This is a genomic window from Variovorax sp. R-27 (assembly GCF_049913215.1).
GTDB lineage: Bacteria > Pseudomonadota > Gammaproteobacteria > Burkholderiales > Burkholderiaceae_C > Variovorax.
In genome coordinates this window covers 1,398,616-1,419,508 of sequence record NZ_CP183984.1, presented here as the reverse complement: position 1 = coordinate 1,419,508, position 20,893 = coordinate 1,398,616, and the positions used below count along the sequence as shown (strand labels likewise).

The 20,893-nt window shown below is 66.6% G+C and carries 19 protein-coding genes; 4 read left to right on the top strand and 15 right to left on the bottom strand.

The genetic code is table 11. From position 1 onward, the window contains the following. Positions 1 to 61: 61 nt before the first annotated feature. The 5 genes from ACN9MV_RS06290 to ACN9MV_RS06270 all read right to left on the bottom strand — a co-directional run bounded on the left by ACN9MV_RS06290 (position 62) and on the right by ACN9MV_RS06270 (position 5,391). Positions 62 to 1,102 (bottom strand): ABC transporter ATP-binding protein, encoded by a 1,041-nt coding sequence (locus ACN9MV_RS06290; RefSeq protein ID WP_093172563.1) that lies wholly within the window; start codon positions 1,100 to 1,102, stop codon positions 62 to 64. 17 nt (positions 1,103 to 1,119) lie between these two features. After that, positions 1,120 to 1,956 (bottom strand): carbohydrate ABC transporter permease, encoded by an 837-nt coding sequence (locus tag ACN9MV_RS06285; RefSeq protein WP_093075940.1) that lies wholly within the window; start codon positions 1,954 to 1,956, stop codon positions 1,120 to 1,122. Positions 1,957 to 1,969: 13 nt separating this feature from the next. Further along, entirely contained in the window at positions 1,970 to 2,827 is an 858-nt protein-coding gene (locus ACN9MV_RS06280; protein WP_093048382.1) for a carbohydrate ABC transporter permease, read from the bottom strand. A 148-nt stretch (positions 2,828 to 2,975) separates the two neighbouring features. Further along, the gene (locus tag ACN9MV_RS06275) at positions 2,976 to 4,286 is read right to left on the bottom strand and encodes an ABC transporter substrate-binding protein (protein WP_093048379.1); all 1,311 of its coding nucleotides are present in this window, start codon (positions 4,284 to 4,286) and stop codon (positions 2,976 to 2,978) included. Positions 4,287 to 4,461: 175 nt separating this feature from the next. After that, positions 4,462 to 5,391 (bottom strand): LysR family transcriptional regulator, encoded by a 930-nt coding sequence (locus tag ACN9MV_RS06270; protein ID WP_176928685.1) that lies wholly within the window; start codon positions 5,389 to 5,391, stop codon positions 4,462 to 4,464. A 92-nt stretch (positions 5,392 to 5,483) separates the two neighbouring features. Here ACN9MV_RS06270 and ACN9MV_RS06265 point away from each other — a divergent pair, with 92 nt between their 5' ends. Beyond that, on the top strand, positions 5,484 to 6,461 hold the full coding sequence (locus ACN9MV_RS06265; protein WP_093075942.1) for a Bug family tripartite tricarboxylate transporter substrate binding protein: 978 nt from the start codon (positions 5,484 to 5,486) through the stop codon (positions 6,459 to 6,461). Between the two features lie 44 nt (positions 6,462 to 6,505). Then, on the top strand, positions 6,506 to 7,567 hold the full coding sequence (locus ACN9MV_RS06260) for a 4-hydroxythreonine-4-phosphate dehydrogenase PdxA (RefSeq protein ID WP_426391617.1): 1,062 nt from the start codon (positions 6,506 to 6,508) through the stop codon (positions 7,565 to 7,567). A 56-nt stretch (positions 7,568 to 7,623) separates the two neighbouring features. On the opposite strand, the gene ACN9MV_RS06255 is transcribed toward ACN9MV_RS06260, so the two are convergent. The 3 genes from ACN9MV_RS06255 to tal form a co-directional block, all read right to left on the bottom strand. Next, positions 7,624 to 7,956, bottom strand: coding sequence for a DUF805 domain-containing protein (locus ACN9MV_RS06255; protein WP_093048371.1), 333 nt, complete (start codon positions 7,954 to 7,956; stop codon positions 7,624 to 7,626). A gap of 139 nt (positions 7,957 to 8,095) precedes the next feature. After that, entirely contained in the window at positions 8,096 to 9,649 is a 1,554-nt protein-coding gene (gene pgi, locus ACN9MV_RS06250) for a glucose-6-phosphate isomerase (RefSeq protein WP_426391616.1), read from the bottom strand. 2 nt (positions 9,650 to 9,651) lie between these two features. Further along, positions 9,652 to 10,608, bottom strand: a complete 957-nt coding sequence (gene tal / locus ACN9MV_RS06245) for a transaldolase (RefSeq protein WP_093048365.1) — start codon at positions 10,606 to 10,608, stop codon at positions 9,652 to 9,654. Between the two features lie 242 nt (positions 10,609 to 10,850). Between tal and ACN9MV_RS06240 the strand changes: the two genes are divergently transcribed. After that, the gene (locus ACN9MV_RS06240) at positions 10,851 to 11,519 is read left to right on the top strand and encodes a lipocalin family protein (RefSeq protein ID WP_093048363.1); all 669 of its coding nucleotides are present in this window, start codon (positions 10,851 to 10,853) and stop codon (positions 11,517 to 11,519) included. Here ACN9MV_RS06240 and ACN9MV_RS06235 read toward each other — a convergent pair. Genes ACN9MV_RS06235 through ACN9MV_RS06220 form a run of 4 tightly spaced genes read right to left on the bottom strand, consistent with a single transcriptional unit; the run spans position 11,465 to position 16,484 of the window. Next, positions 11,465 to 12,127 (bottom strand): HAD family hydrolase, encoded by a 663-nt coding sequence (locus ACN9MV_RS06235; protein WP_093048360.1) that lies wholly within the window; start codon positions 12,125 to 12,127, stop codon positions 11,465 to 11,467. The two genes, ACN9MV_RS06240 and ACN9MV_RS06235, sit on opposite strands and share 55 nt — an antisense overlap. Before the next feature lie 12 nt (positions 12,128 to 12,139). Next, complete coding sequence (locus tag ACN9MV_RS06230; RefSeq protein WP_426391615.1) at positions 12,140 to 13,192, bottom strand: ABC transporter ATP-binding protein; 1,053 nt, start codon at positions 13,190 to 13,192, stop codon at positions 12,140 to 12,142. Between the two features lie 16 nt (positions 13,193 to 13,208). Further along, positions 13,209 to 15,470, bottom strand: a complete 2,262-nt coding sequence (locus ACN9MV_RS06225; RefSeq protein WP_426391614.1) for an ABC transporter permease — start codon at positions 15,468 to 15,470, stop codon at positions 13,209 to 13,211. Then, positions 15,471 to 16,484 (bottom strand): ABC transporter substrate-binding protein, encoded by a 1,014-nt coding sequence (locus ACN9MV_RS06220; RefSeq protein WP_097200005.1) that lies wholly within the window; start codon positions 16,482 to 16,484, stop codon positions 15,471 to 15,473. It lies immediately after the preceding gene. Positions 16,485 to 16,649: 165 nt separating this feature from the next. Between ACN9MV_RS06220 and zwf the strand changes: the two genes are divergently transcribed. Then, complete coding sequence (gene zwf / locus ACN9MV_RS06215; protein ID WP_093048351.1) at positions 16,650 to 18,122, top strand: glucose-6-phosphate dehydrogenase; 1,473 nt, start codon at positions 16,650 to 16,652, stop codon at positions 18,120 to 18,122. A gap of 18 nt (positions 18,123 to 18,140) precedes the next feature. Here zwf and ygiD read toward each other — a convergent pair whose 3' ends face one another. The 3 genes from ygiD to ACN9MV_RS06200 form a co-directional block, all read right to left on the bottom strand. Further along, positions 18,141 to 19,061 carry a 4,5-DOPA dioxygenase extradiol gene (gene ygiD / locus ACN9MV_RS06210; protein ID WP_258351053.1) on the bottom strand — a complete coding sequence of 307 codons (921 nt, stop codon included), beginning with the start codon at positions 19,059 to 19,061 and terminating at the stop codon, positions 18,141 to 18,143. 75 nt (positions 19,062 to 19,136) lie between these two features. Continuing rightward, complete coding sequence (mctP, locus tag ACN9MV_RS06205; RefSeq protein ID WP_426391613.1) at positions 19,137 to 20,642, bottom strand: monocarboxylate uptake permease MctP; 1,506 nt, start codon at positions 20,640 to 20,642, stop codon at positions 19,137 to 19,139. Beyond that, positions 20,642 to 20,821: a DUF3311 domain-containing protein gene (locus tag ACN9MV_RS06200; protein WP_093075954.1), complete on the bottom strand. Its 180-nt coding sequence runs from the start codon at positions 20,819 to 20,821 to the stop codon at positions 20,642 to 20,644. The genes mctP and ACN9MV_RS06200 overlap by 1 nt, the downstream gene beginning before the upstream one ends. Positions 20,822 to 20,893: the final 72 nt, after the last annotated feature.

Genomic DNA, 20,893 nt, shown 5'->3' with positions numbered 1-20,893 from the left:
TGGAATTTGCGCGATGGTCACGGGAATGTCCGTTGAAAAGACGGTAGAAGAAAAATGAAGGTCACGCGGCGACCGAACGGCCTTCGCGGTTGAAGAGATGCAGCACCGACGGGTCGAGCTCCACGGCCACGTCGTCGCCGGCCTGCAGCGGCGTGCGGTCGTTCTGCCGTGCGATGAGCGGCACGCCGCCCACGTCGACGTGGATGAGCGTGTCGGCGCCCAGCGCCTCGATCAGCTCGACGCGGCCCTGCACGTCGCTCACCGGCGCGCCCTGCTTCGGATGCACGCGCAGGCCCTCGGGCCGCACGCCCAGGAAGCCGTCGGCGGGCAGCCTGCCGCCGGTGGCGGCCGAGAAGCTGGGAATGGCATTGGCGGCCACCATGTTCATCGACGGCATGCCGATGAACTGCGCGACGAACTGGTTGGCCGGGTGGTCGTACAGCTCCAGCGGCGTGCCGACCTGCTCGATGAGCCCGTCTTTCAGCACCACCACGCGGTCGGCCAGCGTCATGGCCTCGACTTGGTCGTGCGTCACGTAGATGGTGGTCGCACCGAGTGCGCGGTGAAGCTTGTGGATTTCGACCCGCGTGTTGCCGCGCAGTGCCGCGTCGAGGTTCGACAGCGGCTCGTCGAACAGGAACACCTTGGGCGCGCGCACGATGGCGCGGCCGATGGCCACGCGCTGACGCTGGCCGCCCGACAGGTCCTTGGGCGTGCGGTCGAGGTACTGCGTGAGGTTGAGCGTCTTCGCCGCATGATCGACCTTGGTCTTGATCTCGCTCTTGGACACACCTGCGAGCTTCAGCGCGAACGACATGTTGTCGTACACGCTCATGTGCGGATAGAGCGCGTAGCTCTGGAACACCATCGCAAGGTCGCGCTTGCCCGAAGGCGCCCAGGTGATGTCCTTGCCGTCGAGCAGCAGGTTGCCGCTGGTGATGGGCTCGAGCCCGGCGATCAGCCGCAGCAGCGTCGACTTGCCGCAGCCCGAAGGCCCGACGAAGACTATGAACTCGCCCTTCTGGATCTGCAGGTCGACGCCCTTGATGATGTTGACTTCACCAAAGCTCTTCTTGATGTTCTTGAGTTCGAGGTAGGCCATGAGATGTCTCCCTTTCTTTACTTGACGGCGCCGAAGGTCAGGCCTTGGACGAGTTGCTTCTGGCTGAACCAGCCGAACACGACGATGGGCGCAATGGCCATCAGCGAGGCGGCCGACAACTTGGCCCAGAACAGGCCCTCGGGGCTGGAGTACGAGGCGATCAGCGTGGCCAGCGTGCCGGCCTTGGCGGAGGTGAGGTTCAACGCCCAGAAGGCCTCGTTCCAGCTCAGCACCAGGCACAGAAGGCCGGTCGATGCGAGCCCGCCCACCGACAGCGGCATCACGACGTGGCGGAACTCGGTCCAGAGGTTGGCACCGTCCATGCGCGCGGCCTCCAGGATCTCGGGCGGAATATCTTTGTAGGCGCTGTAGAGCATCCACACCATGATCGGCAGGTTCGACAGCGTGAACACGATGGTCAGCGCGGTGAGCGAATCCAGCATGCCCGCGGTCTGCGCGATCACGTAGATGGGCACCAGCGCGCCCACGGCCGGCATCATCTTGGTGGAGAGCATCCACATCAGGATGTCGCGCGTCTTCTTCGTGCGGAAGAAGGCCATCGAGTACGCGGCGGGCGCCGCGATCAGCAGGCCGAGGATGGTCGAGCCCAGGCTGGTGATGAGCGAGTTGCGCGCGTACAGCAGGTAGTCGCTGCGGCGCTGCACTTCGCTGAAGTTGCCGAGCGTGGGCTCGAAGATGAACAGCGGCGGCACGTGAATGGCCTGCAGCTCAGTCTTGAAGGCCGTGAGGAACAGCCAGCCGAGCGGAAAGAACAGCAGCAGCGTGACGGCCCACGCACCCACTGTGCGAATGGCCTGGGGCAGGAAGTTGCTGGGGGCTTGTTGTTGTTGCATGGCGTGTTGCTCCTCAGTCGAGGTTCTTGCCGATGATCCGGATGAGGAACACGGCCACGATGTTGGCCAGCACCACCGCGAACAGCGCGCCGGCCGAAGCCACGCCCACGTCGAAGTTCATGAGCGACTGCTTGAAGATCATGTAGGTCATGTTCGTGCTCTCGTTGCCCGGGCCGCCATTGGTGGTGATGGCAATCTCGGCGAACACGCTGAGCAGGAAGATCATCTCGATCATGATCACCACCGCCATGGGGCGCGCGAGGTGCGGAATGGTGAGATAGAAGAAGCGCTGGAACGAGCTCGCGCCGTCCATGCGCGCGGCTTCCATCTGCTCGCGGTCGAGCGACTGCAGCGAAGTGATGAAGATCAGGCAGGCAAAAGGCAGCCACTGCCAGGCCACCATGATGATCACCGACAGCAGCGGCACGTCGGTGAGCCAGTCGACCGGCTGTGCGCCGAAGGCACGCCACACGTCGGCCAGCACGCCGTAGATGGGGTTCATCATCATGTGCTTCCACAGCAGCGCATTGACCGCAGGCATGACGAAGAACGGCGAGATCAGCAGCACCCGCACGATGCCGCGCCCCGGAAAGGGCTCGTTCACCAGCAGCGCGAGCAGCACGCCGAACACCACCGTGATGACGATCACGCTGCCGATCAGCAGCAGCGTGTTCCACGTGGCCGGCCAGAAGTCCGGGTCGGTGATGAAGTAGTGAAAGTTCTCGATGCCCGCGAAGGTGCGTTCACCGGGCTGCATGAGGTTGTAGTTGACGAACGAGAAGTACAACGTCATCACGAGCGGCACGATCATCCAGAGGAAGAGCGTGAGCACCGCGGGCGCCATGAGGGCGCGGGGCAGGAGTCTTTTCATGAGGTATCCCTTCTTGTGGTCCCTGGCTCCTTCCCCCGCTGGGGGAAGGCTGGGATGGGGGCTGCCCGATCAGGCGCGGCACCGAACGATGCGCCGCGAGCCCCCACCCCTACCCTCCCCCAGCGAGGGAGGGAGCAAGCCCGAAGACTTACTTGTAGTACCCGGCCTTCTTCATCTCACGCTCGGCTGCGGTCTGCGAAGTCTTCAGCGCCTGGTCCACAGTGACCTTGCCCGACAGCGCCGCGCTCATCTGCTGGCCCACCGCCACGCCGATGGCCTGGAACTCAGGAATGGCCGCGTACTGCACGCCGACGTACGGCGACTTCGGCAAGGTGCTGTCGGTGAGGTTCGCGCTGTCGATCGCCTTCTTCTCTGCAGCGGCGAACTTGGCGACCTTCTGGAACTCGGGGTTCGCATAGGTCGACTTGCGCGTGCCTGTGGGCACCGAGGCCCAGCCGGTTTCCTTGGCCACGAGGTTGATGTATTCCTTGGAGGTGGCCCACTTGATGAACTTCTGCGCCGCGTCGTCCTTGGTCGAGCTGGCCGGAATGGCGAGGTTCCACGACCACAGCCAGTTGGCGCCCTTCGGCGTGGAGGCGGTCGGTGCCTGCGCGAAGGCCACCTTGTCGGCCACCTTCGACTGCTTCGGGTCGCTGATGAACGAGGCCGCGATGGTCGCGTCGACCCAGGCCGCGCACTTGCCTTCGTTGAAGAGGGCAAGGTTCTCGTTGAAGCTGTTGGCCGATGCGCCCGGAGGGCCGTCCTTCTTCATCATGTCGACGTAGAAGGTGATCGCGTCCTTCCAGGCCTTGGTGTCGATCTGCGGCTTCCACTGCATGTCGAACCACTGGCCGCCGTTGGTGTTGACCAGCGTGGTCAGGAAGGCCATGTTGTCGCCCCAGCCCGGCTTGCCGCGCAGGCACATGCCGTACACGCCCGCCTTCGGGTCGTTGGCCTTGTCGGCGAACTCCTTCACCTGCGCCCAGGTCGGCTGGTCGGAGAACTTCACGCCCACCTTGTCGGCCAGGTCCTTGCGGTACATGAGCATCGAGCTCTCGCCATAGAAGGGCGCGGCGTAGAGCTTGCCGTCGGTCGACAGGCCGTCGCGGATGGCGGGCAGCAGATCGTCGATGTCATAGGCGGCATCGGTGGCAATGGGCTTGAGCCAGCCCTTCTTCGACCAGATCGGCGTTTCGTACAGGCCGATGGTCATCACGTCGAACTGGCCGCCCTTGGTGGCGATGTCGGTGGTCACGCGCTGGCGCAGCGTGCCTTCTTCCAGCGTGACCCACTTGAGCTTGATGTCGGGGTTCGCTTTTTCGAAGAAGGGCGTGAGCTTCTGCATCTCGATCATGTGGCCGTTGTTCACGGTCGCGATCACGAGTTCGGTGGCGGCCTGGGACACGACGCCCGAGCCGATGAGTGCGAGGACGAGGCCCGCTTTCAGAAAACGCTTCATGTTGTCTCCTAGAGGTGAGCGACGCCCTCTTGTCGGGTCGCCGTGGCCGGATTCTGGAGAAACGCGCTTGCAGTTTTGGTACTTCGACAGCCACCACCAGTACTTTCATGCACCAGTTGGCTAGTGAATTCCCTAGTTGATGCAATACAGCATGGAAAACAGCATCCCAAAGGCCTCAGGCGCCGCCCAGCAGCTGACGGCGGAACTGTGCGGCCGCCGGCGACAGCGCCCGGTCTTCCCGCGTGATCAGGCAGATCGGCGGCACGCGCACCGGCAGCTCCACCGGCACGGTGCGCAGCACGCCCAATCGGGCGTAGTGGTTGGCCTGCGAGGCGGGCATCACGGCCGCCATATCGGAGTTCTCGAGCAAGGCGGTAATGGCGATGGGCGATGCCGTTTCGATGATGTCGAGCCGGGCCTGGATACCGGCCTCGCGCATCGCCGCCTCGAAGCGCCCGCGCTGCGGCGAGCCCGGCGGCTGCAGCACCCACGACCAGTTCGCCATGCCGGCCAGCGTGACGGTGGCGCGCTCGAACACCGGGTGCGCGGTGCGCACCACGACCACCATCGACTCGCCTAGCAGCGGCACGCTCGCGTACTTCGCCTCGTCATGGCTCTCGGTGAGACGGCCCAGCACGAGATCGACGTCGCCCTGCTCCAGCTGCGCCTGAATCACGTCGCTGGTCTCCACCACCACCGACACGGCCACCTGCGGATGGCGGCGGCGGTACTCCACCAGCGCTGGCGCCAGCAGTTCGGGCACAGCACCCGGCACGCTGCCCACGCGCAGGGCGCCGCTCAGGCCCGAGCGCAGGGCCAGCATCTCCTCGCGGGCGGTGCCGAAGTCGCTGAGCACGCGGCGCGCGTAGCGGATGAGGATGTCGCCGTAGGGCGTGGGCTCCATGCCGCGCGCCAGGCGCTCGAAGAGCTTCTCGCCGAGTGAATCTTCGAGTTGCTGCAGCAGCTTGGTGGCGGCAGGCTGGCTGATGTTCATGGCCTCGGCCGCCCGGCCGAGGTGGCGATGGGCATCGAGCCGGGCCAGCAGCAACAGCTGGCGCGGCCGCACGTGGAGCATCAGCGAGGCATCGGTCAGTCCGGAGGTCATATGCAAAAGTATATGGAGCTTCAGGCTTTTACGATTGGATCGCGAGGGAGAAGCTCCGTACGCTCGGGCTCATTACAAGCAGGAGACACCCGATGAAATTTCCCTCTCTCGCCCGCGCGGCGGGGCTGGCTGCAGCCGCCCTGCTGGCCGTGTCAGCGGCCGGTGCGCAGTCGAGCTACCCCGACAAGCCGATGCGCATCATGGTCGGCGCCTCTCCCGGCGGCGGCACCGACATCCTGGCGCGCGTGCTGGCCGACAAGTTCTCGCCCGCGCTCAAGCAAACCGTGGTGGTCGAGAACCGGCCCGGCGCCTCCAACACCATTGCCGGCGAACTCACCGCCCGCGCGCCGGCCGACGGCGCCACGCTGCTGCTGGCCACCAACACGGCGCAGGCTGTGGCGCCGCACATCCTCAAGCTCAAGTACGACCCGCTCAAAGACCTGCAGCCCGTGGGCCTGGTGGCAGTGATGCCCAACGTGCTGGTGGTGTCGGCCAGCTCGCCCTACAAGTCGGTGAAGGACCTGGTGACGGCCATGGCGGCCAAGCCGGGCGGATTCAAGTACGCCTCGTCGGGCATCGGCAGCACGCAGCACGTGGGCGGCGAGGCCTTCAACCTGGCCACCGGCATGAAGTCGATCCACGTGCCCTACAAGGGCAGCTCGCAGGCGCACATCGACATCATCGCGGGCGAAGTCGACATGATGTTCGACAGCACCTCCTCGGCCATGGGCCAGATCAAGGCCGGCAAGTTCCGCGCATTGGCCGTGAGTGCGCCGCAGCGCTCGCCCGAGCTGCCCGACGTGCCCACGCTGGCCGAGCAGGGCGTCAAGGGCGCCGACGTGTCCACCTGGTACGGCCTCTACGTCACGGCCGGCACGCCGCGCCCCGCGGTCGAGCGGCTGAGCGCCGAGCTCACGCGCACGCTGAAGCTGGCCGACGTGCAGACGCGCATCAAGGCCCTGGGCGGCGAGCCCGGCGCGCTCACCGGCGAGCCCTTCGCGGCAATGAACAAGCAGGAATTCGACCACTACGGCCAGCTCGTGCGCGACGCCAATATCAAGGCCGAATGAACCGGCCCGCTCCCTTTTCATTCAACTCGCATCCGAGCCACACCATGTCCACCACTACCAAGACCTCGAGCGTGATCTCCGCCAAACCCCGCATCGTCGTGCTGCTGGGCGACCCCAGCGGCGTCGGCCCCGAAATGGCCGTGAAGCTGCTGGGGCGCCAGCGCAACCTGGACGCCGCGCGCGTGCTGCTGATTGCCGACCCGATCGTGCTGGCCGCCGGCGAGCGCGCGGCGGGCGTGAAGCTGGACCCGCTGCAGGTCGAGAACCTCGACGCGCTGCGCTTCGAAGACGGCCGCCCCAGCCTGCTCACGCGCGACTGGATGGAGGGCCTTGAGCCGGTGCTGGGTGAGTCGAATGAACAGTCTGGCCGGGCCTCGTTCGAGGCGCTGGAGCTGGCCACGCTGGCGGTGCGGCGCGGGCAGGCCGAAGGCATTCTCTTTGCGCCGCTCAACAAGCATTCGCTGCGCCTGGGCGGCCTCGTGCATGAAGACGAGCTGCGCTACATGCAGGAGCGCTTTGCGGTGACGGGCTTCGTCTGCGAGTTCAATCTCACAGGATCGCTCTGGACCTCGCGCGTGACCTCGCACATTCCGCTGAAGGACGTGGCGAGCCACATCACCGTGGAAGGCGTGAGCGACGCCGTGAAGATCATCGCGTCGGCGCTGCGCCGCGCGGGCGTGGCGCATCCGCGCATCGCGGTGACGGGGCTCAACCCGCACGCGGGCGACGGGGGCTCCATCGGCATGGAAGAAATCGAGATCATCGCGCCCGCCGTCGAACAGCTGCGCGCCGAGGGCTTCGACGCGCGCGGCCCGTTCTCGCCCGACACGGTGTTCATCGGCGCACGGCGCGGCGACGTCGATGCGGTGGTGTCGATGTACCACGACCAGGGCCAGATCGCGATGAAGCTCATGGGCTTCGAGCAGGGCGTGACGCTGCACGGCGGCCTGCCGGTGCCGGTGGCCACGTCGGCCAGCGGCAGCGCCTTCGACATCGCGGGCCAGGGCATTGCGAAGATCGAAGGGCTGCAGCAGGCCTTCGACCTGTGCGTGCGCATGGCGAGCGGCGCGCCGGCGCGCACGGCCGCACAGGCAGTAACTGCGTGAGTCTCTCGGCAGGACCAAACAAAAAGGGCCGCTTGCGCGGCCCTTTTTTTAAAAACTCAGGCGGTCGGTGGTTCGCCGTAGCTGTTCGACTCGGGTTGCGTCGGCTGCACGTAGAAATAGATCAGCACGAGGTTGACGAGCGGAATGAGCGCCAGCAGCAGAAACCAGCCGCTCTTGCCGATGTCGTGCAGGCGGCGCGCTCCCACGGCCAGCGCGGGCAGCAGCAGGGCCAGGGCCGCGATGCCGTACACGAACCGATGGATCAGGCTTGCCACGATGAGAATGACCAGCTGTCCAAGCACGAACCACCAGAACTCCGAGCGCGAGGCGCGCCCGCTGAAATCCACGTACTTGTTCAGACAGGTCTTGACCGCTGTTTGAAAATTCATTGATCGACTCCTCTTGATTGGTCCCAGGGAAATTTCCCCGGGCCATCATATAGATGCGTCTTTCAACGGCAAACTCGGCTAGAAGCGATAGCTGGCCTGCAAACAAACGGGTTATGAATTGGCTTGCCAGCGGCCCGATTCAGCTGCCCAGCCGCTTCAGCAGGCCCGCGGTCGATGCATCGAGCCCCATGACATCGCCCGATGCGAGGCGCGGTTCGATGTCCTTTGCGAGTACCTTGCCGAGCTCCACGCCCCACTGGTCGAAACTGTTGATACCCCACAGCGCACCGCTGGTGAACACGCGGTGCTCGTACATCGCGAGGAAGGCACCCAGCGATTCGGGCGTGAGCTTTTCGAACACGAAGAAGGTGCTCGGCCGGTTGCCCGGAAAGTTCTTGTGGCCGCCCTCGTCGAGCTTGCCCACCATCAGCGCCTGCGCCTGCGCGAGCGCATTGGCCAGCAGCTTGGGGTGATGGCCTTCGAGGTCGTGAGAGGCATCGCGCACCGCCACGAACTCGAGCGGGATCACGTCTGTGCCCTGGTGCAGCATCTGGAAGTAGGCGTGCTGCCCGTTGGTGCCGGGCTCGCCCCACAGCACAGGCGAAGTGCCGAAGGCCACCGGCTTGCCGCTGGCATCGACCTGCTTGCCGTTGCTTTCCATCTCGAGCTGCTGCAGGTAGGCCGGCACACGCTTCAGTGCGCTGTGGTACGGCGCGATGCTGCGGCTCGTGAACTTGTGGAAGTTGCGATACCAGACGTCAAGCAGGCCCAGCCGCACCGGAAGGTTCTGCGCGAGCGGTGCCGTGCGGAAGTGCTCGTCCATTGCATGCGCGCCCGCCAGCAGCCGGCGGAAGCCGTCGGCGCCGATGGCCAGCGCAATCGGCAGGCCGATTGCCGACCACAGCGAATAGCGGCCGCCCACCCAGTCCCAGAAGCCGAAGGTGGTGTCGATGCCGAACTTCTTCGCCGCTTCCACATTGGTGGTGAGCGCCGCGAAGTGGCCCGCGATGTCGGTGCCACCCGATTGCTCGTACCAGCGCTTGGCAGAAAGCGCGTTGGTCATCGTCTCGGCCGTGGTGAAGGTCTTCGAGGCAATGAGGAACAGCGTGTGCTCGGGCGCGAGGCCCTGCAGCACGCCCGCCAGCTCATGGCCGTCGACGTTCGAGACGAAGTGAAAGCGCTTGCCCGGCGCGGCGAATTCGGCCAGCGCCAGCACCGCCATCTGCGGGCCGAGGTCGGAGCCGCCGATACCGATGTTGACCACGTCGGTGATCGTGTGGTCGGTGCGCACCCTCTCGGCATAGGCCAGCATCGCGTCGAGCGTGGCGTGCACTTCGCGCAGCTCGTGCGCGGTCTTCGGGCCGGTCTGCGCATCGGCCGGCGCGCGCAGCAGCGTGTGCAGCACGGCGCGGTCTTCGGTGTTGTTGATGTGCTCGCCGGCGAACATGGCGTCGCGGTGAGCCTCGAGGCCGCACTCGCGGGCCAGCTCGAACAGCAGCTCTTCGGTGCGCGCGTCGATCAGGTTCTTCGACAGGTCGGCGAAGACATACGGCGCCTCCTGGCTGAAGCGGGCGAAGCGGCCTGCGTCGTCGACGAAGGCATGGCGCACGTCGAACTGGCGGCCCGCGATTTCGAAGCTGGACTGCAATTGCGCCCAGGCCGGCGCGCGATCGCAGCGAAGGGTCATGGCCATGTTTACTTGCCGCTTTCCTGCATGAGCTTTTCGAGCTTCACGGCGTCGGCCGCGAAGGCGCGGATGCCTTCGGCGAGCTTCTCGGTGGCCATGGCGTCTTCGTTCAGGGCAAAGCGGAAGCCCGCCTCGTCGTAGCTGACCTTGGCGACGTCGCCGCCAGTTGCAGCCTTGGCGTCGAGCGCGTGCTGCAGCGGCTCGTTGCTGGCGGCCAGCTCGGCCAGCAGCTCGGGGCTGATGGTCAGCAGGTCGCAGCCGGCGAGCGCCTGGATCTGTCCCACATTGCGGAAGCTCGCACCCATGACTTCGGTCTTGATGCCGTGCTGCTTGTAGTAGTTGAAGATTTCGCGCACCGACTTCACGCCGGGGTCGTTCGCGCCAGCGCTCGCAGCCTCGTCCCACTTGGCGCCGGCCGACTTCTTGTACCAGTCGTAGATGCGGCCCACGAAGGGCGAGATGAGCTGCACGCCCGCAGCGCCGCAGGCCACGGCCTGCGCGAACGAGAACAGCAGCGTGAGGTTGGTGCGAATGCCCTTCTGCTCCAGGGCACGCGCCGCCTCGATGCCTTCCCAGGTGGAGGCGACCTTGATGAGCAGGCGCTTTTCGGTGTCGATGCCTTCGGCCTTATAGAGCGCCACGATGCGCTCGCCGCGCGCAATGGTCGCGGCCGTGTCGAAGGACAGGCGGGCGTCGACTTCGGTCGACACGCGGCCCGGGATGATCGAGAGGATTTCGGTGCCGAAGCGCACCAGCAGGCGGTCGATGACCTCGTCGAGCGGCTTGCCCGCGTGCTTCTTCACTGTCTCGTCGAGCAGCGGCCGGTATTCGGGCTTCTGCACGGCCTTGAGGATCAGCGAGGGATTGGTGGTCGCGTCCTGTGGCTTGGAAACGCTGAGCTGCTTGAAGTCACCGGTGTCGGCGACGACGGTGGTCCATTGGCGGAGGGCATCGAGTTGGTTCATGAAATCATTATCCAGTGCGGGTTGTGACAAGTCCTGCACGCAGTTGCGCGTCGGCCGATGTTTTCATGCGCACCGTAGCACGGGTTTTCACGCGGCTCCATCGGCCTGATGCCCGTGTGGTTGTCTCCGCTGTCCGGCCTCCCCGCCCTACACCGCCTGTGGTCCGTGGCTGACGGGCGCGTGCCCGGGCCTTGGCTAGCCTGAGTTTTACGCCGAATGTCTTCATCCCTCAGGAGTGCCTCATGACCCCTCGCACGCGCGCCGACGCCACCACCGTCCGGCCTTTCGACGACCGCCGCACCAGCAACGCGATCGGCGCAATGGCCACGGCCTTCGTCGTGGGCGGCGTGGCCACCTGGTTCGCCATGGACGCGGCGCGCACCGCACGCGCCCGGCCAGCCGGCCCGGCTGACGGCGCACCGCTGATGCGCGCGCCGCTGCAGGTGGTGGCGCCGGTCGATCTGCAGCGCTATGCGGGCATCTGGCACGAGCAGGCCCGCCTGCCGAACCGCTTCCAGAAACAATGCGCCGGCCCCGTCGTCGCCGAATACACCCCGCAGCCTGGGGGTGCCGTGCAGGTGCTCAATCGCTGCGTGCGGGAAGACGGCAACTTCGACGAGGCCGTCGGCGCTGCCCGCGTGGTGCCGGTGGCAGGCCAGCCTGGCGCAGGGCGCCTCCAGGTGCGATTTGCGCCAGCGTGGCTCGGCTGGCTGCCGATGGTCTGGGGCGACTACTGGATCCTGAAGCTCGACCGCGACTATCAGGTTTCGCTGGTCGGCACGCCCGACCGCCAATACCTGTGGGTGCTGTCGCGCGCGCCACGCCTCGACGAGGCCGTGCTGCGCGCGGAACTGGACTACGCCCGCAGCCTGGGGTTCGACACCGACAAGGTGGTGCTCACCGGCAGGTAGCGCTGCAGCTGCGACGGCAGCACGGCCGGCGCGGTGCAATGAATGGCGTGCCAGCCGAAGGCGCGCGCCGCCTCCACGTTGGCGGCCGAATCGTCGATGAACACGGTCTGTGCCGGATCGAGGCGGTAGCGCATCGCCAGCACTTCGTAGATCTCGCGTTCGGGCTTGAGGAACTTCACGTCCCCCGAGAACACGCCGCCGTCGAAGCGCTGCATGAAGGCGTGCTTGCGCTCGATGGCGCGGGCGTACGGCGCGGGCATGTTCGACAGGTAGTACAGGCGCAGCGGCTGGCCGGCTTCGCGGTGGGCGATCAGCTGTTCGAGCATGTCGACCGTGACGCCGATGGGCTCCAGCCGCTCGCCCAGCCCTTCGAGCATGGTGTGAAGCGGCTCGGCCGGCAGCGAAAGCCGCGCCGTCATGCGGGCGATGGCGTCGTCCAGCGTGCGGGTGCCGCAGTCGAAACCCGTCCAGTCGTCGTGATGGAAAAGCGCCCTGCCCAAGGCGGCCGCGGCGGCTTCAGTGGGTGCGTGTTGGGAGAGATGGGCCTGTACCAGCCGTGTGGGCTCCCATGCGAACAGCACGGCGCCCAAGTCGAAAACCACGTTCATGGCGCCATTGTTTCATGCGCCGGGCACCACGCTCACGCCATGGGCTCCCAGGGACAGCGTGGCCTGCGCGCCGGCAGCCAGCGGGCGGGACAGGTCGGTCGACACCACGAAGACCGGCCCCAGGGTGGTGTCGAAGCCGTATTCGTAGAAGCTGCCAAGGTAGGCGGCCTTGCGCAGCGTGGCCGGAAGGCCGTCCGCCGCGCCAATGGCGCCGATCTGCCAGGCTTCGGGCCGCACCGCCACCTTCACCGTGCCGGGCGCCACCGCGTAGCGCGGCTGCAGGCGCAGCGGGCCGAGCGCCACGCTGCCGTCGGCTTGCGCCGTGGCGGGAAACACCATCGCCTCGCCCATGAAACCGGCGACGAACTCGCTCTCGGGCCGCCCGTAGAGTTGCTCGGGCGTGCCGCGCTGGGCGATCACGCCGTGGTCCATCACGATGATCTGGTCGCTCACGGCCAGCGCCTCGCTCTGGTCGTGCGTGACGTAGGCCACCGTGAGCTTCAGCCGCTGCTGCAGCGAGCGGATTTCCTCGCGCATCTCGCGGCGCAGCCGGGCATCGAGGTTCGACAGCGGCTCGTCGAACAGCAGCACCGCCGGTTCGAGCACCAGCGCACGCGCCAGCGCCACGCGCTGCTGCTGGCCGCCCGAAAGCTCGCTGGGCAGGCGCTCGTCGAAGCCGACCAGCCCCACGCCCCGCAGCGCCTCGCGCGCCCGCGACGTGGCCTCGTCTTTCTTCACGCCGCTCATGCGCAGGCCGTAGCTCACGTTCTCGATCACGTTCATGTGCGGGAACAGCGCGTAGCTCTGGAACATCATGCTGACGTTGCGCTCGGCCGGGCCGAGCGTGGTGACGTCTCGCCCGCCCATGAAGATCGAGCCCGCGGTCGGCGATTCGAGCCCCGCGATCATCCGCAGCGTGGTCGTCTTGCCGCAGCCCGAGGGCCCGAGGATGGTGGTGAGCGTGCCCACCGGCACTTCGAAGCTGATGCCCTTGACGGCCAGCGGCGCGTTCTTGTCGGCGCCGTAGCGCTTGGTGACGTTGCGGAATTCGATGCCGTTGCTCATGGATTCTTCTCTCGTTTCAATGCACGGGCGCGGGCACAACCGGCACACCCGCCTTGCGCCGCCCAAGCTTGCGCTCCCCAACCACCCACTGCACCAGCGCAATGGCCAGCGACATCAGGATCATGAGCACCGTGCAGTACGCCAGCGCGATGCCGTAGTCGCCGTTGCCGACGCGGCCGATGATGTAGGTGGTGGCCAACTCGTTCTCCGCCGTGACCAGGAAGATCACCGCGCTCACCGTCGTCATGGCGCGCACGAAGCTGTAGACCAGCGCGGCCACCAGCGCGGGCTTGAGCAGCGGCAGCACCACCTTGAAGAGCGTCTGCGAGGTCGAGGCGCGCAGCATCAGCGAAGCCTCGTCGAGCGAGCGGTCGAGCTGCTTGAAGGCCGCCGTGCCGGCCCGCACGCCCACCGGCAGGTTCCGGAACATGAAGCACAGCACGATGATGAGCCCCGTGCCCGTGAGCTCGAAAGGCGGCACGTTGAAAGCCAGGATGTAGCTCACGCCCAGCACCGTGCCCGGAATCGCAAAGGCCAGCAGCGCGCCGAACTCGAACAGCCCCTGCCCCCTGAACTCGTTGCGCGCCAGCAGCCATGCAATCAGCAGGCCCAGCGCCGCGGTAATGGGCGCCGAGATGCCCGCCAGCTTGAGCGTGGTGATCAGCGAGTTCCACGCCGTACCCGCCCACACCAGCCCGAACTGCCCCCACTCCAGCGCGAAGGCGTTCTTGAAGTGGTTCAGCGTGAAGCTGTAGTCGCGTCCCCAGGTCTGCACGAAGCCGCCCGCGAAGGCGAACAGGTACACCACGGCGGTGAACGCGATCCACGGCAAGGCGATGCAGTAGATGGTGCGGCGCACGCCGTCGGGCAGCGCCATCGCGATGCCTGCGTCGCCCTTGCCGCTCACGGTGGTGTAGTTCTGCTTGCCCAGCACGCCGCGCTGCAGCGCGAACACGCCGAGCGCGAACAGCGTGAGCACCCAGGCCAGCGAGGCCGCACGGCCCTGGTCGTACTGCGCGCCGACGATGGCAAAGAAGATGTCGGTCGACAGCACCGAGAACTGCCCGCCCACCACCACGGGGTTGCCGAAGTCGGCAATGCTCTCGATGAAGCCCACCAGGAAGGCGTTGGCCAGCCCCGGCTTCAAGAGCGGCAGCGTGATGGTGAAGAAGGTGCGGCGGCGGTCGGCGCGCAGCATTTGCGCGGCTTCCTCGAGGCTGGGCGCAATGCCCTGCACCACGCCGCGCATGATCATGAAGGCGATGGGCGTGAACGCGAACAGCTGCGCCACCAGCACGCCCGGCATGCCGTAGAACCAGCGCGTGGGCTCGATGCCGAACACGTTCTCCAGCACCTGGTTGACGATGCCGGCGCGGCCGAACAGCAGGATCAAGCCGAGGCCCACCACGAAGGGCGGCGTGATGATCGGCAGCAGCGCCAGCACCCGCAGCGCGCCCTGCCCGCGCTTGCTGCCGCGCTCGGCCATCAGCGCCATCAGCGTGCCGAGGAAGGTGGTGCCGGCCGCCGCGAGCAGGGCCAGCACCAGCGTGTTCCACGCCACGCCGCAGCGCACGCCGCCGGAGAGGCAGCCAAGGCCCCAGATGCGCTCGGTGAACACGCGCGCGACGAACGCGGTGATCGACCACTGCCCGTCCTCATTGAAGAACGCACCGGACAACGCCTTGCTCACCGGATAGGCAATGAACAGCGCCATCAGCACGCCGCAGCCGATGACCGCGGCAGACACGAACAGGTCGCCCTTGAAGAGGCCCAGCCGCGCAATGCCGAAGGCCGCCAGCAGCACCAGCGCGGTGAGCGCCACGAAGCCGCCCGCGCCGATGCCGAACTGGTTGATGGCCAGCTCGCCGAACTGCGCGTTGAGCGCCGCAAAGCTCCAGCCCCGCGCGCCGATGGCAAAGCCCGTGACGGCAAGCCCGATGGCACCGATCGCGCCGCCCGCCAGCAGCCAGCGCCCTTGTGCCCGCCCCGCCGGCAGCCACGCGCCTACGGCGCACATCACAAGCCCCGCAAGGCCGATGAAGAGCCAGCTGCGGCCCTGCGTAGCCGCCTGCATCAGGCCGTTGGCACCCTCCGCCTGACCGAAGACCTGCGGAACGGCCTCGTACCAGGTGGCATCCTGGATCGCATACCAGGGCAGCAGCAGGTACGCCGCAAAGCCCAGCGCGACCCACGCCCAGATCCAGCGCCGCGAGCGCCGGATGGCAGCCAGCGACGCCGGATTGACCGGCGCGCCTTCAGCGACTGAACGCGCTTCCACTTAGCGCGGCAGCGAATTGACGTCTTTTTCCCAGCGCGCAATCAGGCGGCGGCGTTCGGCGCTGGCACCGTACTTGGCGTAGTCGTAGTTGATGAACTTGATCTTCTTGAAATCGGGAATGCGCGGGTCGAGCTTTGCATTCACGTTGCTCGGCAGCTGGAACTGCTTGTTGGCGGCGCCCAGCTCCTGCGCGGCGGGCGTCAGTGCCCATTCGTAGAACTTCTTGGCGGCGTCGAGGTTGCGCGCGCCCTTGATGATGCTCATGGAGCCGATCTCGGCGCCCGTGCCATCACTCGGCGTGATGGTCTCGACCGGAAAGCCCTGCATCTTCTCGCCAGGGCCATCGTGCACGAAGCTGATGGAGATCGCGGTTTCGCCGCGTGCCACCGCCTTGATCGGACCGGTGCCCGAGCGGGTGTACTGGCCCACATTCTTGTGCAGCGCCTTGAGGTAGTCGAAGGCCTTGTCCTCGCCCATCATCTGCACCAGCGTGGCGATCATGGTGTAGGCCGTGCCGCTCGATGCGGGGTTGGCCACCTGGATGTCGCCCTTGTATTCGGGCTTGAGCAGGTCGGCCCAGGTCTTGGGCACTGGCAGCTTCTTCTTGGCCAGCAGCTCGGGGTTGTAGCCGAAGCCCAGCGGGCCCGAATAGATGCCGACCGTCTTGTAGCCCGACTGCTTGGCCTGCTGCTGGGCCCAGGGATGCAGCTGCGACAGCGTGGGCGACTTGTATTCGAGCGTGAGCCCCTGCTCGGCCGCCTGCAGGTGCGGATCGCCGGTGCCGCCGAACCAGATGTCGGTCTTGGGGTTGTCCTTCTCGGCAATCAGCTGGGCCAGCGCTTCGCCCGAGCCCTTGAGCGCCATGTTGATGCGCACGCCGGTGGTTCGGGCATAGACGGTGGAAATCACGTTGCACCACTCGGCCTGGACCGAGCAGATCACGTTGACGGTCTGGGCCGACGCGGCGGCCGACAGGCCGAGCAGCGCGGCTGCGGTGAGAATCTTGCTCTTCATTGGGTCCCTCCACCTCTGTGCAATAAAAAAAGGCCTCGCGGCCATGGGGCAGCGTAGCTTTAGTACAGGTCTCTCGAATCGGTACAAGTACCATCGCGACTGGCGCATGTCGCATCAGCGACGCATGCAGCCTGCCTCGGCACTCAGACAAAGGAAAGTTTTCTCATGAGCTTCGATCTCGTTCTGTTCGGCGGTACTGGCGATCTCGCGTGGCGCAAGCTGATGCCCGCGCTGTTCCAGGCATTCCGGCACGGCAGTCTGCCACCTGACGGCCGCATCGTCGGCGTGGCGCGGGACGACCTGTCGGACGACCAGTACCGGGAGCTGATCCAGTCGCGCTTCAAGGCGGTCGAAGGCGCCAAGCGGCCTTCGCCGGAGGAATTCGAGAAGTTCGCCTCCATGCTGCACTACCTGCGCATGGACCTCTCGAAGCCCGACGACTATGCCCGCCTGGCGAGCCTGCTCAACCAGCGCGACGCCAAGACGGTGGTGATGTACGTGGCCACGGCGCCCGCGCTCTTCACCCAGGTGGTCGAGCAGATCGCGGCGGCCGGGCTCAACGGTTCCAGGACCCGCATCGTGCTTGAGAAGCCGCTGGGCCACGACCTGGCTTCCAACCGCGCCATCAACTCCGCCGTGGGCAAGGTGCTCGAAGAAAAGCAGGTCTTTCGCATCGACCACTACCTCGGCAAGCCTTCGGTGCAGAACCTGTTCGCCATGCGCTTCGGCAATGCGCTGTTCGAGCCCATCTGGCGCCGCGAGCACATCTCCAACATCCAGATCACCATTGCCGAAGACCTGGGCGTGGAAAAGCGCGGCGCGTTCTACGACCAGACCGGCGCACTGCGCGACATGGTGCAGAACCACGCGCTGCAGCTGCTGTGCGCCGTGGCCATGGAGCCGCCGATCAACTCGCACGCCGACGCCATCCGCGACGAAAAGCTCAAGGTGCTGCGCGCCCTCAAGCCCTGGACGCCCGAGAGCCTGGGCCTGCACACGGTGCGCGGCCAGTACACGGCCGGCACGGCCTACGGCGAGCGGGTGCAGGGCTACCGCGACGAGCCGGGCGTGAACCCGGACAGCCGCACCGAGACCTTCGTGGCGCTGCGCACCGAAATCGCCAACTGGCGCTGGGCCGGCGTGCCCTTCTACATCCGCACCGGCAAGCGGCTGGCTTCGCGCGACGCGCGCATCGAGGTCAACTTCAGGCCCACGCCGCATGCCATCTACCGGGCACCGGCGGGCAACGTCAACAAGCTGGTGATCAACCTGCAGCCCAAGGACGGGCTGGAGCTTCACATGCTCGCGCAGGCGCAGGACAACCGGCAGCGCACCAACGGCAACCAGAGCGCGGCCGCGCAGCTGGCGCCGGTGCAGCTCGACCTCGACTTCGACAAGCGCTTCGGCGCCGAACGCGTGGGCGCCTACGAGCGCCTGCTGCTCGACGTGATCGACGGCCGCCTGAACCTGTTCGTGCGCAGCGACGAGCAGGAAGAAGCATGGCGCTGGGTCGAGCCGCTGATCGACAGCTGGGAATCGGACGGCGGCCCGCGCCCCTATGCGGCTGGCACCTGGGGCCCGAGCGCGTCCAGCGCGATGATTGCGCGCGACGGCTTCGCCTGGGGCGAAGAGCAGTAACGCCTGCCCCGGTCGCGCTCAGCCGAACTGCAGGCAACGCATGCTGAGCGTGCCCGACTGGAATCCCTCGTAGACCGTCTTCGCGCGCTCGCCGCTCCCGGCGGCGCCGAGGGCGTAGAGAAACGGGTAGTAGTGATCGGGCATCGCCACGGCGGTCGATGCGCCTTCCAGCTTCGCGTAGTCGACCAGTGCGCGGTCGTCGCGGCCCGCAAGTGCAGACTTCACCGCATCGTCGAACGACTGCGCCCATGGCCGGCTTGCGCTGGGCCCGTCGGGCGTTCCGCGGTCGGTGGCGCGCAGGTTGTGCACCACGTTGCCGCTGCCCATCACCAGCACGCCCTTGTCGCGCAGCGCGGCGAGGTCGCGGCCCACCGCGTAGTGGAAGGCGGCCGGCTTGTCGTAGTCGATGCTGAGCTGGAACACGGGAATGTCGGCCTTGGGGTACAGGTGCTTCAGCACCGACCACGTGCCGTGGTCGAGGCCCCATTGCTCGGTCGCGATCACCGGCGTCTGCTTCACCACGCCGACGGTCTCCTGGGCAAGCGCGGGGTGACCCGGCGCCGGGTATTCGATGTCGAACAACGCCTGCGGGAAGCCGCCGAAATCGTGGATCGTCTTCGGCTTCGCCTGCATGCCGACACCGGTGGCGCCGCGGCTGAGCCAGTGCGCCGACACGCTGAGGATGGCCGAGGGCCGGGGCAGCTCGCGGCCCCATGCCGAGAGCCGACGCGTGAAGGCGTTGTCGCTGATGGCGTTCATCGGCGAGCCATGGCCGATGAAGATCACCGGCATGCGGCGAGAAGCTCCACCAGCAGGTGCGTCGGCGGCTTGCACGCTGCAGGCCAGCGAGGCCAGCACCGCAGTCGCGCCAAGGGCGGTGCCCATCAGGAAGCCGCGGCGGCCCAGTTCGGAGGTTGCAAGCGTTGTCGTCATTGGCATGGCGGCACTCTGCAACAGTTTTCGGCGCAAGGCGGTGCCTTTGCGCACACTTTTTCGAAGATCGATGGTTCTGGCCTACTTCCTCGCGAGCACAGGCGCCTCGCGCAGCGGCGCTCCCTTGACCACGAGTTGCACCACCACCGCGACCACGATGTTCAACACCAGCGCCGCCAGCCCGGTGTAGAGCGTGTAGCTGCCATCGCCGATCACGAAGGTGTGCACCGGCTTGATGCCGTCCGAGAACGCCAGCCAGCTGCCGCCGAGCAGCCCCACAGCCCAGCCCGCCAGCAGCGCCGGTGCACGGAACCAGCCGAAGAACAGGCCGAACACCACCGCCGGGAAGGTCTGCAGGATCCACAGGCCGCCCAGCAGTTGCAGGTCGAGCGCGAACTGCGTGGGCAGGAACAGGATGAACACCAGCGCCCCCAGCTTGACCACCAGCGACACGATCTTCGCGACCTTGGCCTCGCCCGCCGGCGTGACGTCAGGCCGCACATAGGCCTTCCAGAAATTGCGCGTGAACAGGTTGGCCGCACCGATCGACATCACCGCCGCAGGCACCAGCGCACCGATGGCAATGGCCGCAAACGCGAAGCCCGCGAACCACGACGGGAGCAGCGCATTGAAGAGCGCCGGCACCACGTCGTTGTTGCTCTTCACCGTGAGATGGGCTGCATAGGCCATGTAGCCCAGCAGCGCGATGAGCCCCAGCAGCACCGTGTACGCCGGCAGGAAGACGGCATTCTTGCGGATGGTGTTGGCGCTCTTGGCCGCGAAGATGCCGGTGAGCGTGTGCGGGTACATGAAGGCCGCGAGCGCCGAGCCCAGCGCCAGGCTCGCGTACGGCAGGTACTGCGCCGGCTTGAGCGTGAGCCCCGTCGCGCCGCCCTTGGCCGCGAAGGCATCGCCCGCCGCGTGGAACACGCTGCCGTAGCCGCCGAGCTTCATGGGCACCAGCACCACGGCCACCAGCACCACGATGTAGATCATCAGGTCCTTCACGAACGCGATGAGCGCCGGCGCGCGCAGCCCCGCCGAGTAGGTGTAGAGCGCCAGGATCACGAAGGCCGCCGCCAGCGGCAGCTCGCCCGTGAGCCCCAGCGCCTTGATGACCACCTCCATGCCGACCAGTTGCAGCGCGATGTAGGGCATGGTCGCGACCACGCCGGTCACGGCAATGGCCAGCTCCAGCGCGCGCGAGCCGTAGCGCCCGTACACCACGTCGGCGGCAGTCACGTGCCCGGCCTTGTGCGCGGCATGCCAGAGCTTCGGCATGATGATGAAGACGATCGGGTACACGAGGATGGTGTACGGCAGCGCAAAGAAGCCGTAGGCACCCACGGCGTACACCAGCGCCGGCACGGCGATCACGGTGTAGGCGGTGTAGAAGTCGCCGCCCACCAGGAACCAGGTGATCCAGGTGCCGAAGTTGCGCCCGCCCAGGCCCCACTCGTCGAGGTGCGCGCCCTTGCCCTTGGCGCCGCCGCTCTGCCAGCGCGAGGCCCAGAAGCCCATCACGGTGACCAGTACGAAGAAGAAGACGAAGACCGACAGCGCGGTCCAGTTGATCTGGCCGTCCATCATTCGTCTCCCTCTTCATACCCGCTGCGGTAGACGATCCAGATCAGCAGCGCGGTGATCGGCACCCACAGCAGCTGGTACCAGTAGAAGAAGGGAAAGCCGAACAGCTCCGGCAAGGGGCTGTTGTAGAACGGCAGCCACAGAAGCCCGATGAAGGGCAACAAGAGCAAGGCCCACATGTGCTGTTCTCCTTGGTGTGATTTTTACGAAAGCACCAAGGAGTTATAGACCTGAAGCCGAACACGCGGCGC

Excerpts from the sequence above, each read along its gene's own strand:
- ACN9MV_RS06255 (WP_093048371.1), bottom strand. The coding sequence starts at position 7,956 with ATGAATTTTCAAACAGCGGTCAAGACCTGTCTGAACAAGTACGTGGAT.
- pgi (WP_426391616.1), bottom strand. The coding sequence starts at position 9,649 with ATGGCCATGACCCTTCGCTGCGATCGCGCGCCGGCCTGGGCGCAATTG.
- ACN9MV_RS06260 (WP_426391617.1), top strand. The coding sequence starts at position 6,506 with ATGTCCACCACTACCAAGACCTCGAGCGTGATCTCCGCCAAACCCCGC.
- ACN9MV_RS06265 (WP_093075942.1), top strand. The coding sequence starts at position 5,484 with ATGAAATTTCCCTCTCTCGCCCGCGCGGCGGGGCTGGCTGCAGCCGCC.
- ACN9MV_RS06200 (WP_093075954.1), bottom strand. The coding sequence starts at position 20,821 with ATGTGGGCCTTGCTCTTGTTGCCCTTCATCGGGCTTCTGTGGCTGCCG.
- ACN9MV_RS06285 (WP_093075940.1), bottom strand. The coding sequence starts at position 1,956 with ATGCAACAACAACAAGCCCCCAGCAACTTCCTGCCCCAGGCCATTCGC.
- ACN9MV_RS06220 (WP_097200005.1), bottom strand. The coding sequence starts at position 16,484 with ATGAAGAGCAAGATTCTCACCGCAGCCGCGCTGCTCGGCCTGTCGGCC.
- ACN9MV_RS06235 (WP_093048360.1), bottom strand. The coding sequence starts at position 12,127 with ATGAACGTGGTTTTCGACTTGGGCGCCGTGCTGTTCGCATGGGAGCCC.
- ACN9MV_RS06280 (WP_093048382.1), bottom strand. The coding sequence starts at position 2,827 with ATGAAAAGACTCCTGCCCCGCGCCCTCATGGCGCCCGCGGTGCTCACG.
- ACN9MV_RS06240 (WP_093048363.1), top strand. The coding sequence starts at position 10,851 with ATGACCCCTCGCACGCGCGCCGACGCCACCACCGTCCGGCCTTTCGAC.
- zwf (WP_093048351.1), top strand. The coding sequence starts at position 16,650 with ATGAGCTTCGATCTCGTTCTGTTCGGCGGTACTGGCGATCTCGCGTGG.
- ACN9MV_RS06275 (WP_093048379.1), bottom strand. The coding sequence starts at position 4,286 with ATGAAGCGTTTTCTGAAAGCGGGCCTCGTCCTCGCACTCATCGGCTCG.
- mctP (WP_426391613.1), bottom strand. The coding sequence starts at position 20,642 with ATGGACGGCCAGATCAACTGGACCGCGCTGTCGGTCTTCGTCTTCTTC.
- ACN9MV_RS06270 (WP_176928685.1), bottom strand. The coding sequence starts at position 5,391 with ATGACCTCCGGACTGACCGATGCCTCGCTGATGCTCCACGTGCGGCCG.
- ygiD (WP_258351053.1), bottom strand. The coding sequence starts at position 19,061 with ATGCCAATGACGACAACGCTTGCAACCTCCGAACTGGGCCGCCGCGGC.
- tal (WP_093048365.1), bottom strand. The coding sequence starts at position 10,608 with ATGAACCAACTCGATGCCCTCCGCCAATGGACCACCGTCGTCGCCGAC.
- ACN9MV_RS06290 (WP_093172563.1), bottom strand. The coding sequence starts at position 1,102 with ATGGCCTACCTCGAACTCAAGAACATCAAGAAGAGCTTTGGTGAAGTC.
- ACN9MV_RS06230 (WP_426391615.1), bottom strand. The coding sequence starts at position 13,192 with ATGAGCAACGGCATCGAATTCCGCAACGTCACCAAGCGCTACGGCGCC.